The 13,492-nt window shown below is 57.7% G+C and carries 11 protein-coding genes; 4 read left to right on the forward strand and 7 right to left on the reverse strand.

Annotated elements, in window-relative coordinates; all coding sequences use genetic code 11:
- Positions 1–2: 2 nt before the first annotated feature.
- From nadD to ACFPDR_RS05845, 4 genes are read right to left on the reverse strand one after another with little or no spacing between them, the layout of a single operon-like run.
- A complete protein-coding gene (gene nadD / locus ACFPDR_RS05830; protein WP_035272573.1) occupies positions 3–620 on the reverse strand; it encodes a nicotinate (nicotinamide) nucleotide adenylyltransferase in 618 nt (205 codons plus the stop codon).
- Complete coding sequence (hemF, locus tag ACFPDR_RS05835) at positions 611–1,516, reverse strand: oxygen-dependent coproporphyrinogen oxidase (RefSeq protein ID WP_376910801.1); 906 nt, start codon at positions 1,514–1,516, stop codon at positions 611–613. The genes nadD and hemF overlap by 10 nt, the downstream gene beginning before the upstream one ends.
- 21 nt (positions 1,517–1,537) lie before the next feature.
- A complete protein-coding gene (gene purD / locus ACFPDR_RS05840; protein ID WP_022983309.1) occupies positions 1,538–2,827 on the reverse strand; it encodes a phosphoribosylamine--glycine ligase in 1,290 nt (429 codons plus the stop codon).
- Positions 2,828–2,874: 47 nt separating this feature from the next.
- Entirely contained in the window at positions 2,875–3,606 is a 732-nt protein-coding gene (locus tag ACFPDR_RS05845; RefSeq protein ID WP_026483044.1) for a YebC/PmpR family DNA-binding transcriptional regulator, read from the reverse strand.
- 139 nt (positions 3,607–3,745) lie between these two features.
- Between ACFPDR_RS05845 and ACFPDR_RS05850 the strand changes: the two genes are divergently transcribed.
- The 3 genes from ACFPDR_RS05850 (at position 3,746) to ACFPDR_RS05860 (ending at position 7,385) form a co-directional block, all read left to right on the forward strand.
- Positions 3,746–5,248: a helicase HerA-like domain-containing protein gene (locus ACFPDR_RS05850; protein ID WP_035272578.1), complete on the forward strand. Its 1,503-nt coding sequence runs from the start codon at positions 3,746–3,748 to the stop codon at positions 5,246–5,248.
- Positions 5,248–6,186: a 2-hydroxyacid dehydrogenase gene (locus ACFPDR_RS05855; RefSeq protein WP_060186914.1), complete on the forward strand. Its 939-nt coding sequence runs from the start codon at positions 5,248–5,250 to the stop codon at positions 6,184–6,186. The genes ACFPDR_RS05850 and ACFPDR_RS05855 overlap by 1 nt, the downstream gene beginning before the upstream one ends.
- Before the next feature lie 128 nt (positions 6,187–6,314).
- Positions 6,315–7,385, forward strand: a complete 1,071-nt coding sequence (locus tag ACFPDR_RS05860) for a tartrate dehydrogenase (RefSeq protein ID WP_060186913.1) — start codon at positions 6,315–6,317, stop codon at positions 7,383–7,385.
- Between the two features lie 4 nt (positions 7,386–7,389).
- Here ACFPDR_RS05860 and ACFPDR_RS05865 read toward each other — a convergent pair whose 3' ends face one another.
- Positions 7,390–8,250, reverse strand: a complete 861-nt coding sequence (locus ACFPDR_RS05865) for a DMT family transporter (protein WP_009456164.1) — start codon at positions 8,248–8,250, stop codon at positions 7,390–7,392.
- A gap of 148 nt (positions 8,251–8,398) precedes the next feature.
- Between ACFPDR_RS05865 and ACFPDR_RS05870 the strand changes: the two genes are divergently transcribed.
- The gene (locus ACFPDR_RS05870) at positions 8,399–9,385 is read left to right on the forward strand and encodes a quinone oxidoreductase family protein (RefSeq protein ID WP_060186911.1); all 987 of its coding nucleotides are present in this window, start codon (positions 8,399–8,401) and stop codon (positions 9,383–9,385) included.
- Positions 9,386–9,639: 254 nt separating this feature from the next.
- Here the strand turns inward: ACFPDR_RS05870 and ACFPDR_RS05875 are convergent, their stop codons facing one another.
- Positions 9,640–10,665 carry a class 1 fructose-bisphosphatase gene (locus tag ACFPDR_RS05875; protein ID WP_009456167.1) on the reverse strand — a complete coding sequence of 342 codons (1,026 nt, stop codon included), beginning with the start codon at positions 10,663–10,665 and terminating at the stop codon, positions 9,640–9,642.
- Positions 10,662–13,340 (reverse strand): aminopeptidase N, encoded by a 2,679-nt coding sequence (pepN, locus tag ACFPDR_RS05880; protein WP_083053297.1) that lies wholly within the window; start codon positions 13,338–13,340, stop codon positions 10,662–10,664. The genes ACFPDR_RS05875 and pepN overlap by 4 nt, the downstream gene beginning before the upstream one ends.
- Positions 13,341–13,492: the final 152 nt, after the last annotated feature.

A 13,492-nucleotide genomic window follows, 5' to 3' on the forward strand; every position in this document is an offset into this window, starting at 1 on the left:
AACTATACAGGGCGCGCCTGTGGGTGGGAAAGATAGAGCCGTTTTTTGTCAATGTATTGAGCGACTTCTTCCGGGACCAGGGCGGCGATGTTGTCACCGCGCTGCACTCGCTCCCGAATCTGGGTGGCCGAGATGTCCATGGGCAGAAAGTCAATCTGATGCAAACGGCGCTGAAGTCGACTGAGTTCCTGCTGCAAGGCGACGGGCGTCTCCAAAGGACTGCCGGGGCGCTGGGCAACAGCCAGCTCGACGTATTCAAGAATTTCTTGCCAGTCGTTCCAGCTGCAAAAATTATGCAGTTGGTCGCTGCCTAAAATCCAGTAGTAGCGCGACCCGGCGGGCAAGCTGCGCACCGTGTCGATGGTGTAGGTTGGGCCACCGCGCTCGATCTCTACGGGGTTGACCTGCAAGCCCGGATGGCTTTGGGCGGCCAGCTCGGCCATGACCAAACGATCCTGGGTGCTGGCACCCAAGGCGTCGCGTTGCCAGGGCTGGGCAGCGGGCAGCAACTGAACCTGGTCCAGCTGCAGTTGGTCAAACGCAGCAAGCGCCAGCGCTACATGAGCTTTATGGATGGGGTCGAAACTGCCACCCAGGAGCCCGACACGCTTTAAATCCATTCGCGAGGCACCAGGTATTGCGCCAGGGCCGCTTCTGGCGTGCCGGGTTCAGGCGACCAGTTGTAGCGCCAGTTCGCCTGGGGTGGCATGGACAGCAGGATGGATTCCGTACGGCCACCCGATTGCAGGCCAAACAGGGTGCCACGGTCAAAGACCAGATTGAATTCGACATAGCGGCCGCGACGAATGGCCTGGAAGTCTCGATGCGCCTGGGTGTATTCCTGATCCATGCGGGCACGCACGATAGGTGCATAGGCATCGGTAAAGGAATTGCCCACGGAGCGGGTCAGGGCAAAGCTGGCTTCAAAGCCGGGCTCGTTCAGGTCGTCGTAGAAAATGCCGCCAATGCCACGGGTCTCGTTGCGGTGCTTCAGATAAAAATATTCGTCGCACCAGCGCTTGTAGCGCGGGTAATAATCCGCACCGTGCGGCGTCAGAGCATCGTGGCACACCTGGTGGAAATGGCGGGCATCGTCTTCGTGCAGGTAGTAGGGCGTCAAGTCCAGACCGCCGCCAAACCAGAACACATCCTCTTGATCCGCTGTCTGGGCCTGGGCCACAAACATGCGCACATTCATATGGGTGGTGGGCACAAAGGGATTGCGCGGGTGAATCACCAGCGAAACACCCATGGCCTCCCAGGGGCGTCCTGCCAGTTCGGGGCGGTGGGCGCTGGCCGATGGAGGCAGGGTGTGGCCTTTGACATGGCTGAACAGAACGGCCGCCCGCTCGAACACGGGGCCGTTCTCCAGCAGGCGGGACAGACCGCCACCGCCTTCTGGACGATCCCACTGGTCCGACTCGAAAGGCGTGCCATCCAGCTGCTCCAGAGTGTCCACGATGTGGCTTTGCAACTGACGGAAATAAGCCTGGACGGTATCAATGGGTAAAGACATGAAAAGACCTTGCTGCGACAATCAGGATTCACTGCTGGGCAGAGCGCGCCAGCCGATATCGGTGCGAAATTGCTTGCCGTCGAAATGCGTTTGGGAAATGGCCTCGTAAGCGGCTTCCTGAGCGCGACGGATGGAGTCGGCCATGGCGGTGACACACAGTACCCGACCACCCGTGGTGACCACGGTGCCGTCTTTCATTTGCGTACCTGCATGGAAGGTGATGCACTCGTCGGTGTCTTTCGCAAATTGCGTGATGGCATCACCAGTACGAGGCTCTTCGGGGTAGTTGGCCGCGGCCAGTACCACGCCAATGGCGGTACGACGATCCCATTCGATAGTGGCCTCGTCCAGCTTGCCAGCCAGAGCCAGTTCGAAGGTTTCGGTCAGATCGCTCTTGATGCGCATCATGATGGGCTGGGTTTCAGGGTCGCCCATGCGGCAGTTGAATTCCAGCACCTTGATGGGGCGGGTAGCGTCCGGGCCATCGTCAATCATCACGCCCGCGTACAGAAAGCCGGAGTAGGGCAAGCCTTCCTTGGCCATGCCTTGCATGGTGGGGTGAATGACTTCGCGCATGATGCGGTTATGCAGCGTGGGGCTGACGATAGGGGCGGGGGAGTAAGCCCCCATGCCGCCCGTGTTCGGACCCTGATCGCCGTCTTTCAGGCGTTTGTGGTCCTGGCTGGTGGCCATGGGCAGCACATTCTTGCCGTCGCACATCACGATGAAGCTGGCTTCTTCGCCGGTCAGGCATTCTTCCACGACCACGCGGGCACCGGCGGCACCAAAGCGGCCATCGCCCAGAATGTCGTCAATGGCGCCCAATGCTTCTTCCAGCGTGGTGGCCACAATCACGCCCTTGCCAGCGGCCAGGCCATCGGCCTTGACCACAATGGGAGCGCCTTGCTGACGGATGTAATCCTTGGCGGCGTCCGGATCGGTAAAGGTGGCGTAGGCTGCCGTCGGGATGTTGTGGCGCACCATGAAGGCTTTGGCGTAGTCCTTGGAGCTTTCCAGCTGCGCGGCAGCCTGGGTGGGACCAAAGATTTTCAGACCGGCCGCACGGAAGGCGTCCACAATGCCGGCGGCCAGCGGTGCTTCCGGGCCGACGACAGTGAAGGCAATTTTTTCTTGCTTCACAAAGGCAATCAGTTCCTGGATATCGGTGATGGCCAGGTTTTCAATACGTTCGGCACGCGCGGTACCGCCATTGCCCGGGGCAACGTAGACAGTCTGCACGCGTGCAGATTGGGCCAGGCGCCATGCCAAGGCGTGTTCACGGCCGCCGCTGCCGACAACAAGTAGCTTCATAGTGATGAGTCGGGCAGGGCCCGCAAAGAGGAGTTTTCAGAAATAGCTTATTCGGCTTCGTCCATGACGGCGGTGGTGTAGACCTCTTGGACATCGTCCAGGCCTTCCAGTGCGTCCAGAAGTTTTTGCATCTTGACGGCATCGTCGCCGCTCAGTTCGGTTTCGTTCAGGGCTTTCATGACCACGCCTTCCACTTCAGGCGTCAGACCAGCGGCCTGGAACGCGGCTTGCACAGCCGGGTAGTCCGTAGGAGCGCACAGCACTTCGATCAGGCCTTCTTCGTCGGTCACGATATCGTCGGCACCAGCTTCCAGGCCGATTTCCATAATCGTGTCTTCCGAAGTGCCCGGAGCGAACAGAAACTGACCGCAGTGGCGGAATTGAAACACCACCGAGCCATCCAGACCCAGATTGCCGCCATTTTTTGTAAAGGCGTGACGCACATCCGAGACCGTGCGCTGACGGTTGTCGGTCATGCAGTCCACAATCACGGCCGCGCCGTTAATACCGTAGCCTTCGTAGCGAATTTCTTCGTAGTTGGCATCGTCCGCGCCGCCTGCGCCGCGCTGGATGGCGCGCAGAATGTTGTCTTTGGGCATATTGGCAGCGGTTGCCTTGTCCCAGGCCATGCGCAAACGTGGGTTGGACTCGGGGTCAGGGCCGCCGGCACGTGCGGCCACGGTGACCTCACGAATGATCTTGGTCCAAAGTTTGCCCCGTTTTGCGTCTTGACGACCTTTACGGTGCTGAATATTCGCCCATTTACTATGTCCGGCCATAAAGTATTACCAATTCAGTAGACTACGTTCAAAGAAAAACAGATCTATTTTAACCTGTCTGCGCGACAAGGCCCGAGCTTGGGCGAAAGTCGCTAGAATCTAGGCACTTGGCATTCTATCCGGAAGAGAACAAACAATCATGGCTGATCCAATTTTGCTTGCTCAGAATAGCGATACTCCCATTTACCTGTTGCCTGCGCTGGCCAATCGGCATGGTTGTATTACGGGGGCCACCGGGACGGGGAAAACCGTCACCTTGCAGGTACTGGCCGAAGCCTTTTCCCGTCTGGGAACGCCGGTTTTTCTGGCCGACGCCAAAGGCGACTTGAGCGGGATTTCCCAGGCCGCCCAACCCAATCCCAAGTTGCAGGAGCGTCTGCAAAAGCTGGGCCTGCCCGAGCCAGCCTGGGGGGCGAACCCGGTCACCTTCTGGGATATTTTTGGCGAGCAGGGCCATCCGGTCCGGGCCACGATTTCCGACATGGGGCCTTTGCTGCTGTCCCAGATTCTGGAGTTGAACGATACCCAGGAAGGGATTCTCAATATCGTCTTTCGTCTGGCAGACGACGAGGGCCAGTTGATTCTGGACCTGAAGGATTTGCGCGCCGTGCTGCAAGACGTATCGGACCGTGCTGCCGAGCTGCGCAATCAGTATGGCAATATCGCGGCAGCCAGTGTGGGGGCAATCCAACGCGCCTTGCTACGCCTGGAAACGCAGGGGGCGGATCGCTTCTTTGGTGAGCCAGCGCTGGATGTGATGGACTGGATTCGTACCGACTCGGCCGGGCGCGGCATGATCCATGTGCTGGCAGCCGACAAGCTGATGCAGTCCCCCCGCTTGTATGCGGTCTTCCTGCTGTGGATGCTGGCCGATCTGTACGAGCGCCTGCCGGAAGTGGGCGATCTGGACAAACCGCGTCTGGTTTTCTTCTTTGACGAAGCCCACTTATTGTTTACAGGTGCACCAAAGGCCTTGCTGGAAAAAGTCGAGCAGGTTGTGCGTCTGATCCGCTCCAAAGGTGTGGGTATTTATTTCGTGACACAAAACCCGCTGGATATTCCCGATACCGTTCTGGGTCAGCTGGGTAATCGAGTACAGCACGCCTTGCGCGCCTTTACACCGCGTGATCAGAAAGCCGTCAAGACAGCAGCGCAAACCATGCGCCCCAATCCCGGTCTGGATATTGAAGCGGCCATTACCGAATTGGGTGTGGGCGAGGCCCTGGTGTCCATGCTGGATGCCAAGGGGATTCCCACGCCTACCGAGCGTGCCTGGCTGGTGGCTCCGGGTAGCCGCATTGGCCCTGCTACCGATGCGGAGCGGCAAACGGTACGACAGGCGTCCTTGTTTGGCTTGAAGTACGACCAGGCAATTGACCGCGAATCCGCCTACGAGGTGCTGGCCAAAAAAGCGGCTGATGCGGCTGCCAATGGTGCCGCGGGTGCCACGCAGCCGGGAGCGGCGGCAGGCAAGGACGACGGCCTGATGGGCGTTGTGAATGACTTTCTGTTTGGATCAACCGGGCCGCGTGGTGGCAAGAAGGACGGCCTGGTGCAAAGCATGATCAAAACCGAGACCAAACGGGCTGCCACCAAAGTGCTGCGTGGGGTATTGGGTTCTTTATTTGGAGGGAAACGTTAATGCCCACGCAACTGCCTCATTTAATTGTTGCCACCACAAGGCCATCAGAAACAACACGTTGGGCGGATGAATTCCGCAAAGCCTATCCCGATTGGAAAGTTGATGAGTTTGTAGCGGGTCAGCCCAGCACCGGGGCGACCTACGCCATCGTCTGGCAGCCGGATGCGGCCTTGTTCAAGCAAGAACCCCATTTGCGCGCCACCTTCAATCTGGGGGCGGGCGTGGATGCCGTCGCAGGGACCATCCCGGCCGAGATGCCTTTGTACCGCTTGGAAGATGCGGGCATGGCCGAGCAAATGGCCGAATATGCCTTGTATGGCGTGCTGCGTGCGGTAGGCCGTTTTCAGCCCTACGAGGAACAGGCGCGTGAAGGAAAGTGGAAAGCCTACCGCCCGATCGACCGCCGCCAATGGCCAGTCGCTGTGCTGGGGCTGGGCGCGATTGGCAGCAAGATTGCCAAGGTCATCGCCAGTCTGGGCTATCCCGTACATGGTTGGTCGCGTCGTCTGCACGAGGCGGAGTTCCCTTGCTATGCCGGTGAAGAGGGCTTGAAAGAGTGCGTCTCTGCCAGCCGTATCCTGGTCAACGCCTTACCACTGACTCCGCAAACAGAAGGTTTGATCAACCGCGACGTATTGTCGAATTTGCAGCCTGGTGGCTATTTGATCAACGTGGCTCGCGGTGGCCACTTGGTCGATGCCGATGTGCTGGACGCCCTGAAGAGCGGTCATCTGTCAGGCGCTTTGCTGGATGCCTTTACCCAGGAGCCGTTGCCAGCCGATCATCCGTATTGGGGTATTCCTTCTGTGATGGTTACGCCTCATATTTCGGGTATCACCGTTCGTGAATTGGCATTGGAGCAAATTGGCTCGCGCATCGAGCTTTTGCAGCAAGGCAAGCCTGCGACTGGTCGGGTGAATCACAGTCAGGGCTATTAATCCTGAACCGATTTGGACTAGCCTGCCGGCACCGTGGAAGCTGGCAGGCTAATTGCTGTTTTGTGAACAGAGCAGCGTCTTTTCAGAATAAGGCCGTGGAGGCCATGTAAAACCACAAGGAAAGAGGAATGAGTAAAGTTCATCGTATTGCCGTGATCGCGGGAGATGGGATCGGCAAGGAAGTCATGCCTGAAGGGCTGCGTATTCTGGAAGTGGCCGCTCACCGTCACGCCATCAATTTTGATTGGAAAGTGCTGGACTGGAGCTCGGACTACTACCAAAAGCACGGCACCATGATGCCTTCGGACTGGAAAGCCCAATTAATGGATACCGAGGCCATTTTCTTTGGCGCCATGGGCTGGCCTGATCTGGTTCCCGACCACGTTTCGCTGTGGGAATCTCTGTTCAAGTTCCGTCGTGAATTTGATCAATACATCAACTTGCGTCCTGTGCGTTTGATGCCTGGTGTGCGTTCACCACTGGCAGGTCGTGAGCCCGGTGATATCGATTTCTTTATCGTGCGCGAGAACACCGAAGGTGAATACTCCAATAGCGGCGGCATCATGTTTGAAGGCACGCAGCGCGAAGTGGTGATTCAGGAAAGTGTCTTTACCCGCACGGGTACGGACCGAGTCTTGAAGTTCGCTTTTGAACTGGCTAAAAAACGCGGTAAACACGTTACTGCTGCGACCAAGTCCAACGGTATTTCGATTTCCATGCCCTGGTGGGATTCCCGCGTGGCCGCCATGGGCGAGCAATACCCGGATGTGAAATGGGACAAGTATCACATCGATATTCTGTGTGCACACTTTGTGCAGCACCCGGACTGGTTTGATGTTGTTGTAGCTTCCAACCTGTTTGGCGATATCTTGTCCGATCTGGGCCCGGCATGTACCGGCACCATCGGCATTGCACCGTCGGCCAACCTGAACCCCGAACGCGTATTCCCCTCCTTGTTTGAGCCCGTGCACGGCTCGGCACCGGATATTTATGGCAAGGGCATTGCCAACCCGGTCGGTCAGATCTGGAGTGGTGCCTTGATGCTGGATTTCCTGGGCTACCCCCAGGCAGCCGCCGAAGTAGTGCAAGCCATTGAGCAGGTTCTGGCCAATGGCCCACGTACCCCTGATTTGGGTGGTCAGGCCAGCACAACACAAGTAGGCGAGGCTATCGCCCAAGTGTTGGAAGCGATGGCCTAAGCCATCAGTTGGACTTGGGTGGGCGCAAGCCTGCCCAAGTGATGGCTCCAATCATGATGGCGCCACCCAGCAGCGCACGACTGCTGGGGTATTGAGCGAAAAGCAGCGCTGCAAAAGCGATGGCGTAGACAGGTTCCAGGGCGATCACAATCCCGGCACTGCGAGCATTCAGAACGCTTAGCGCAGAGACCAGCAGGTAGTGCGACAAGGCCGTACAAAACACCCCCAGCAGTGCAATCCATACCCAGTCCACCAGCGTGCTGTCGCCCAGCAGCGGTATGGCAAAAGGCCAGCACATCAGGGCGACAAACAGGTTTTCCCACCAGGCCACTTGCTGTGCAGACAGATGCTTGGCTGCGCGTCGGTTGATGAGGGTGAACATGGCGAAAGTAAAGCCGGAGGCAATGGCCCAGGCCAGGCCAATGGTGGATTGATCCTGGAAATCAAAAGAGGGGGTCACCAGCAACAAGCCCACGGTGACCAAGGCCAGAATGATCCACTCCGATACGGTAACGCGCTCGCGCAGTACGGCCCATTCACACAAGGTAATAAAGGCCGGGAAGCTGGCAAAGCCCAAGGTGGCAATGGCCACGCCGCCCACTTTGACGGCCACAAAAAAAGTGGCCCAGTGAATGGCCAGCATGATGGAGGCCATTAGCAGGGTGCGAAAGTCCGCTGTTTTCATGCCCTGACCCAAACCGCGCCCTTGAGAGCGAATGCTGATAAACAAGGCCAGGACTGCAAAGCTGGCTCGGCCCGCGGTGATCAGCATGGCGCCGACCTGAATGAGTTCACCAAAAATGCCGGTCAGTCCGAACAGAACGGCGGCCACATGAATGGCAGCCAGAGCACGTCCATGCGTCATGGAAAGCGATCCGAGAAAAAAGGAGTCAATTTAGGCTATTCTGGTGTTTTATATCAGCCAGTGATAGGGCTAGTGGGTCGGGCAGGCAATAAGAGCAAGGCATTATTCTAAGACATTGCTACGGGCCCCTCATCAAAGGAGTAAAACAATGACGCAGACGGTTAAGGCGATACGGATTGAGCGTAATGGTGGTCCGGAGGTATTGCAGTGGGCTTCGGTAGAGCTGCCCGCTCCGCAGGAGAAGGAAGTCACCATACGCCAAAAAGCAGTGGGCTTGAACTTTATCGACATTTATTTTCGTAATGGCCTCTACAGCAATCCCTTGCCGCATGGTTTGGGTTTTGAAGCGTCCGGCATTGTGGAAGCAGTCGGTTCGGGCGTCACGCATCTGAAAGTGGGTGACCGTGTTGCCTACGGTCAAAGCCCGCTGGGTGCGTATGCCGAGGCCCGTAATGTGCCTGCTGATCGTGTGGTACGCATTCCTGATGGCGTCACTTTTGAGCAGGCGGCGGCCATGATGCTCAAAGGTTTGACGTGCTGGTATTTGCTGCGCCAGACCTATCGCGTGCATGAAGGCCAGACGATTCTGTTTCATGCCGCTGCGGGTGGCGTGGGCTTGTACGCCTGCCAATGGGCACGTGCTTTGGGCGTGAAGTTGATCGGTACGGTGTCCAGTCCCGAGAAAGCCGCTTTGGCGAAAGAGAACGGTGCGTGGGAAGTGATTGATTACTCCCACGAAGACGTGGTGCAGCGCGTGCTGGAACTGACCAATGGCCAGAAAGTACCTGTCGTATATGACGGCGTGGGCAAGGATACCTGGGAGCGCTCGCTGGATTGCTTGCAGCCGCGTGGCCTGATGGTCAGCTTTGGCAATGCCTCCGGCCCGGTAACCGGTGTGAGTCTGGCGACGCTGGCATCGAAGGGCTCCTTGTATGTGACCCGTCCTGTGCTGGGGGCTTATGTGCCTACACAGGAAACCATGCAAGATGCCGCTGACGAAATGTTCGAGCTGGTGCTGCAAGGCAAGATCAAGCCGCTGATCGGTCAGCGTTTCCCGCTGGATCAGGTTGCCAAGGCCCATGAGGAATTGGCAGGGCGTCGTACCACGGGCTCGACGGTGTTGACGCTGGATTAAGGCGGATTATCGGGTAAGAAGGGGGATGAACAGCTAGCCCTTGCTCAGCGCTGCGCTTGATATAACAGGTGTAAGTCAGGCATCCACTCTTCTGGCGTTGCTTGTTTTTCCTGATGTCCCGATTTGTATGTCAGGTATTTTGAAAGCCCGATAAGCACGCAGCCCCAATAGTTCTACTTATAAAAAATGGCCTCCTTAGCGGAGGCCATTTTTATTTAGCAGTGCGGCAGCCGCTGAGATTCAGCGGACAGGAATCAGCCTTGCTCGTGGTACTGACGCACGCGCTCGACTTCATTGCGCGAACCCAGAATCACACCAATGCGCTGGTGCAGTTCGGTAGGTTGCACGTCCAGAATACGCTGTGTACCGTCAATCGACATGCCACCGGCCTGCTCGACCAGGAAGCTCATGGGGTTGGCTTCGTACATCAAACGCAGCTTGCCCTTGCGACCGGAGGCGCGGGCATCGCGAGGGTACATGAAGATACCGCCACGGGTCAGGATGCGGTGTACATCGGCCACCATGGAGGCGATCCAGCGCATATTGTAGTTTTTGCCCAGTGGGCCGTCCGGGCCAGCCAGGCAGTCGTCGATATAGCGTTTTACCGGGGCTTCCCAGTGACGCATATTGGACATATTGATGGCGAACTCAGAGGTGTCCTCGGGGATGGTGATGCGCTCGGTGGTCAGCACCCAGGAGCCCATTTCCTTGTCCAGGGTGAAGGCGGCGACGCCGTCACCGACAGTCAGGACCAGCATGGTTTGCGGGCCGTAAATGGCATAGCCGGCGGCAACCTGACGCACGCCGGGTTGCAGGAAGTCTTGCTCTTCGATGACGCGATCACGTGCTTCAGGTGGGACGCTCAGGACCGAGAAGATCGTGCCGATGGACACGTTCACGTCAATATTGGACGAGCCATCCAGCGGATCGAACAAGAGCAGGTTTTCGCCCTTGGGGTAGTAGTCGGGAATGCGGTGCAGGGTATCCATTTCCTCGGAGGCCATGGCCGCCAGGTTACCGCCCCATTCATTGGCTTCCAGCAGGATTTCGTTGGACAGCACATCCAGCTTTTTCTGAACTTCGCCCTGGACATTCTCGGAGTCCAGAGAACCCAGAACGCCGCCCAGCGCTCCTTTGCTGACGGCATGGCCAATGGCCTTGCATGCGCGAGCCACTGTTTCCAGCAGCAGGCGCACGTCGGCGGTGACCGTTTTCTTCTGGCGCTGTTGCTCCACCAGATACTGAGTAAGGTTTTTCTTCAAGACAGACTCCGAGGTCAAAGAGTTAATGCTTTATGTACGATTTCGGCCACATTGCCCGACAGGCCAGGTTCGGCCTGAATACGCTCCAGCGCTGCCTTGAGCAGGTCGCGGGCTTCGGGTTCAAAGCGGGCCCAGTTATCAAACACACGGGCCAGACGGGCAGAGATTTCCGGGTTGAGCTTGTCCAGGGCAATGACTTGCTCAGCCCAGAAGGCATAGCCTTCCGGCGTGTGTACAGCCTGCATATTATTCATGCAGAACTGGAAAATCAGAGAGCGGGCGCGGTTGGGATTGCGCATCGAGAAAGCGGGATGCAGCATCAGGGCGCGCACCTGGGCAACTTGCGTGCTGGGGGCGGTGGCCTGCAAGCTGAACCAGCGGTCCAGCACCAGAGGATTGTCCTGCCAGCGCTGGAAAAAGTCATCCAGGCCGTCTTGACGATCCTCTTGGTCACCGTAATTCACCAGAGCGCTCAAGGCACCCATGCGATCAGTCATATTGGTGGCCTGATCGTATTGATTGCGTGCCAACTGCGGGCCGGTATTCACACCGGCAACCAGCAGGTAATTCAGGGCCAGATTGCGCAAGGAGCGCTGGCCAGCCTGCAAGGCGTCGGGGCTGTACGGGGCTTGTTCCAGGCTCAGGTACTGATACAGTTCCTGCCAGTAGGGAGTCAGGGCCAGGCCCAGCTCACGTTGCAGCTGACGACGGGCCTGAACCACGGCGCGCGGGGTCATGGGCTTGGTTTGTTCCAGCAATTCGCGCTCGCTGGGCAGGGACAGGATGCGCGCCTTGTAAGCAGGGCTCAAGGCCGGGTCTTGGACCAGTGCATGCCAGGTTTGCACCACGGTCGCCAATTGTGCGGCCGACGGTGTGCGTCCCGATGCCGAGGACAAGATCAGACGGGTCGCTAGCAGTTGAGCCGCCTCCCAACGTGCAAATGGATCCGTGTCGTGACGGGCCAGCAAGGCCAGCTCGGAATCCGGACGGTAGTAGTCCACCCGCACAGGCGCAGAGAAATTGCGCAACAAGGATAGGACGGGCGCCTCAGGAATCTGCGTGAAGGTCCAGCTTTGTTCGGCTTGCGTGAAATCCAGTACCAGCGTATCGCCTTGCTGACCATCCAGGTGCAGGGTCAGTGGTGCGCCTTGCTGATCCAGCATGCCCAAGGCAAAGGGGATGTGCAAAGGTGGCTTGGGTGTGGATTTGTTTTCGATCCCGGCGGGCGCATTGCTTTGACGCAGGGTCAGCGTAGCGGTTTGAGTGGCAGGGTCGTGCTGCAGGCTGACCTGAACGCGTGGCGTTCCCGCTTGCTGATACCAGCGGCGGAACTGCTCCAGGCTTTGGCCGGGTTTGACCTGGCGATATACGCTGTCCATGCTGTCCACGAAATCGTCGCAAGTGACTGCCTGGCCGTCATGGCGCTTGAAGTACTCACGAATACCAGCCTGGAAGTTTTCTTCACCCAGCAAGGTGTGCTGCATGCGAATGACTTCCGCACCTTTCTCGTAAATTGTGGCGGTGTAAAAGTTGCTGATTTCCTGATAGCTCTCGGGGCGGATGGGGTGAGCCATTGGGCCGGCATCTTCAGGGAACTGGGCCGCGCGCAGGACGCTGACATCATCAATGCGTTTGACGGCGCGGGCGCTGGCGGCTTGAGCGCCGTCCAGCCCTTGAGCCAGCATGTCAGCCGAAAACTCCTGATCGCGGAAAACCGTCAGACCTTCTTTCAGGGAAAGCTGGAACCAGTCGCGGCAAGTGACGCGGTTGCCGGTCCAGTTATGGAAGTACTCATGGCCAATAACTGCTTCCACGGCGTGAAAGGACGCATCGGTAGTGCTTTGTGCATCGGCCAGCACGTAGGCGGCATTAAAGATGTTCAGGCCCTTGTTCTCCATCGCGCCCATATTGAAGTCGCGAGCGGCCACAATCATGAAGCGGTCCAGATCCAGTTCCAGCCCAAAACGTTGCTCATCCCAGCGTACCGAATGTTCCAGGCATTCCATGGCCCATTCTGTTTTATCGCCGTCACCACGATCGCAATAAACCTGCAATAGGGCAGGCTGGCCATTGGCTTTTTTGATTTCGCGTTCGCGCACATCAAAGTCGCCAGCAACCAGTGCAAATAAATAAGAAGGCTTTGGAAATGGGTCTTCCCAAATGGCCTGGCTGCGTCCATCGTCCAGCGTAGTGCTTTCCAGCAAATTGCCGTTGGACAGCAGATAAGGATAGAGCTTTGCATCGCCGCGCAGGACCACTTCATAACGGGACATCACATCAGGACGGTCCGGGAAGAAGGTAATACGACGAAAGCCCTGGGCTTCACATTGGGTAAACAGGTTCTGGCCCGAGACATACAAGCCCATCAGCATGGTGTTGTCTTGGGGGCGGCAACGGCTTACCAGCACCAGATCACATTCTGCGGTCTGGGGCGAGAGCGTCAGGCCCTGTTCATCAAGCTGGTAATCCTGGGCGGTCAGGGCGACCCCGTTGAGGCTGACTTCAAGCAGTTCAATGTCTTCGCCGTCCAGTACCAGGGGGCGGATCTGGCCGTCCCGGCTGCTGGCTCGAAAAGCCAGACGAACCAAGGTTTGCTCGGCCGCCAAATCAAATTCCAGCCGTACCTTATCTATTTGATAAGGGTAGGGCTGGTAATCGTGGCGGGAGATCGTAGGTAAGGTGTCTGTGCGCATGTGATCCTGGTCCGACAATCGAAAAAGATGGTCTATTGTAATGTTGTTTGAACGCCCACACTGGACGCCAGAAACAGGCAGTAAACTAATTGTTCGTCGGCGCTACGGCGCTGCCATTAATCGGGCTTGAACGTGCAAGCGAAAAACAAGCA

Source organism: Alcaligenes sp. GCM10023179, assembly GCF_042653705.1.
In the GTDB taxonomy this organism is placed as follows: Bacteria; Pseudomonadota; Gammaproteobacteria; order Burkholderiales; family Burkholderiaceae_B; genus Alcaligenes; species Alcaligenes phenolicus.

Bases quoted from the DNA above. Each gene is read 5' to 3' on its own strand.
- nadD (WP_035272573.1), bottom strand. From the start codon at position 620: ATGGATTTAAAGCGTGTCGGGCTCCTGGGTGGCAGTTTCGACCCCATC.
- hemF (WP_376910801.1), bottom strand. From the start codon at position 1,516: ATGTCTTTACCCATTGATACCGTCCAGGCTTATTTCCGTCAGTTGCAA.
- purD (WP_022983309.1), bottom strand. From the start codon at position 2,827: ATGAAGCTACTTGTTGTCGGCAGCGGCGGCCGTGAACACGCCTTGGCA.
- ACFPDR_RS05845 (WP_026483044.1), bottom strand. From the start codon at position 3,606: ATGGCCGGACATAGTAAATGGGCGAATATTCAGCACCGTAAAGGTCGT.
- ACFPDR_RS05850 (WP_035272578.1), top strand. From the start codon at position 3,746: ATGGCTGATCCAATTTTGCTTGCTCAGAATAGCGATACTCCCATTTAC.
- ACFPDR_RS05855 (WP_060186914.1), top strand. From the start codon at position 5,248: ATGCCCACGCAACTGCCTCATTTAATTGTTGCCACCACAAGGCCATCA.
- ACFPDR_RS05860 (WP_060186913.1), top strand. From the start codon at position 6,315: ATGAGTAAAGTTCATCGTATTGCCGTGATCGCGGGAGATGGGATCGGC.
- ACFPDR_RS05865 (WP_009456164.1), bottom strand. From the start codon at position 8,250: ATGACGCATGGACGTGCTCTGGCTGCCATTCATGTGGCCGCCGTTCTG.
- ACFPDR_RS05870 (WP_060186911.1), top strand. From the start codon at position 8,399: ATGACGCAGACGGTTAAGGCGATACGGATTGAGCGTAATGGTGGTCCG.
- pepN (WP_083053297.1), bottom strand. From the start codon at position 13,340: ATGCGCACAGACACCTTACCTACGATCTCCCGCCACGATTACCAGCCC.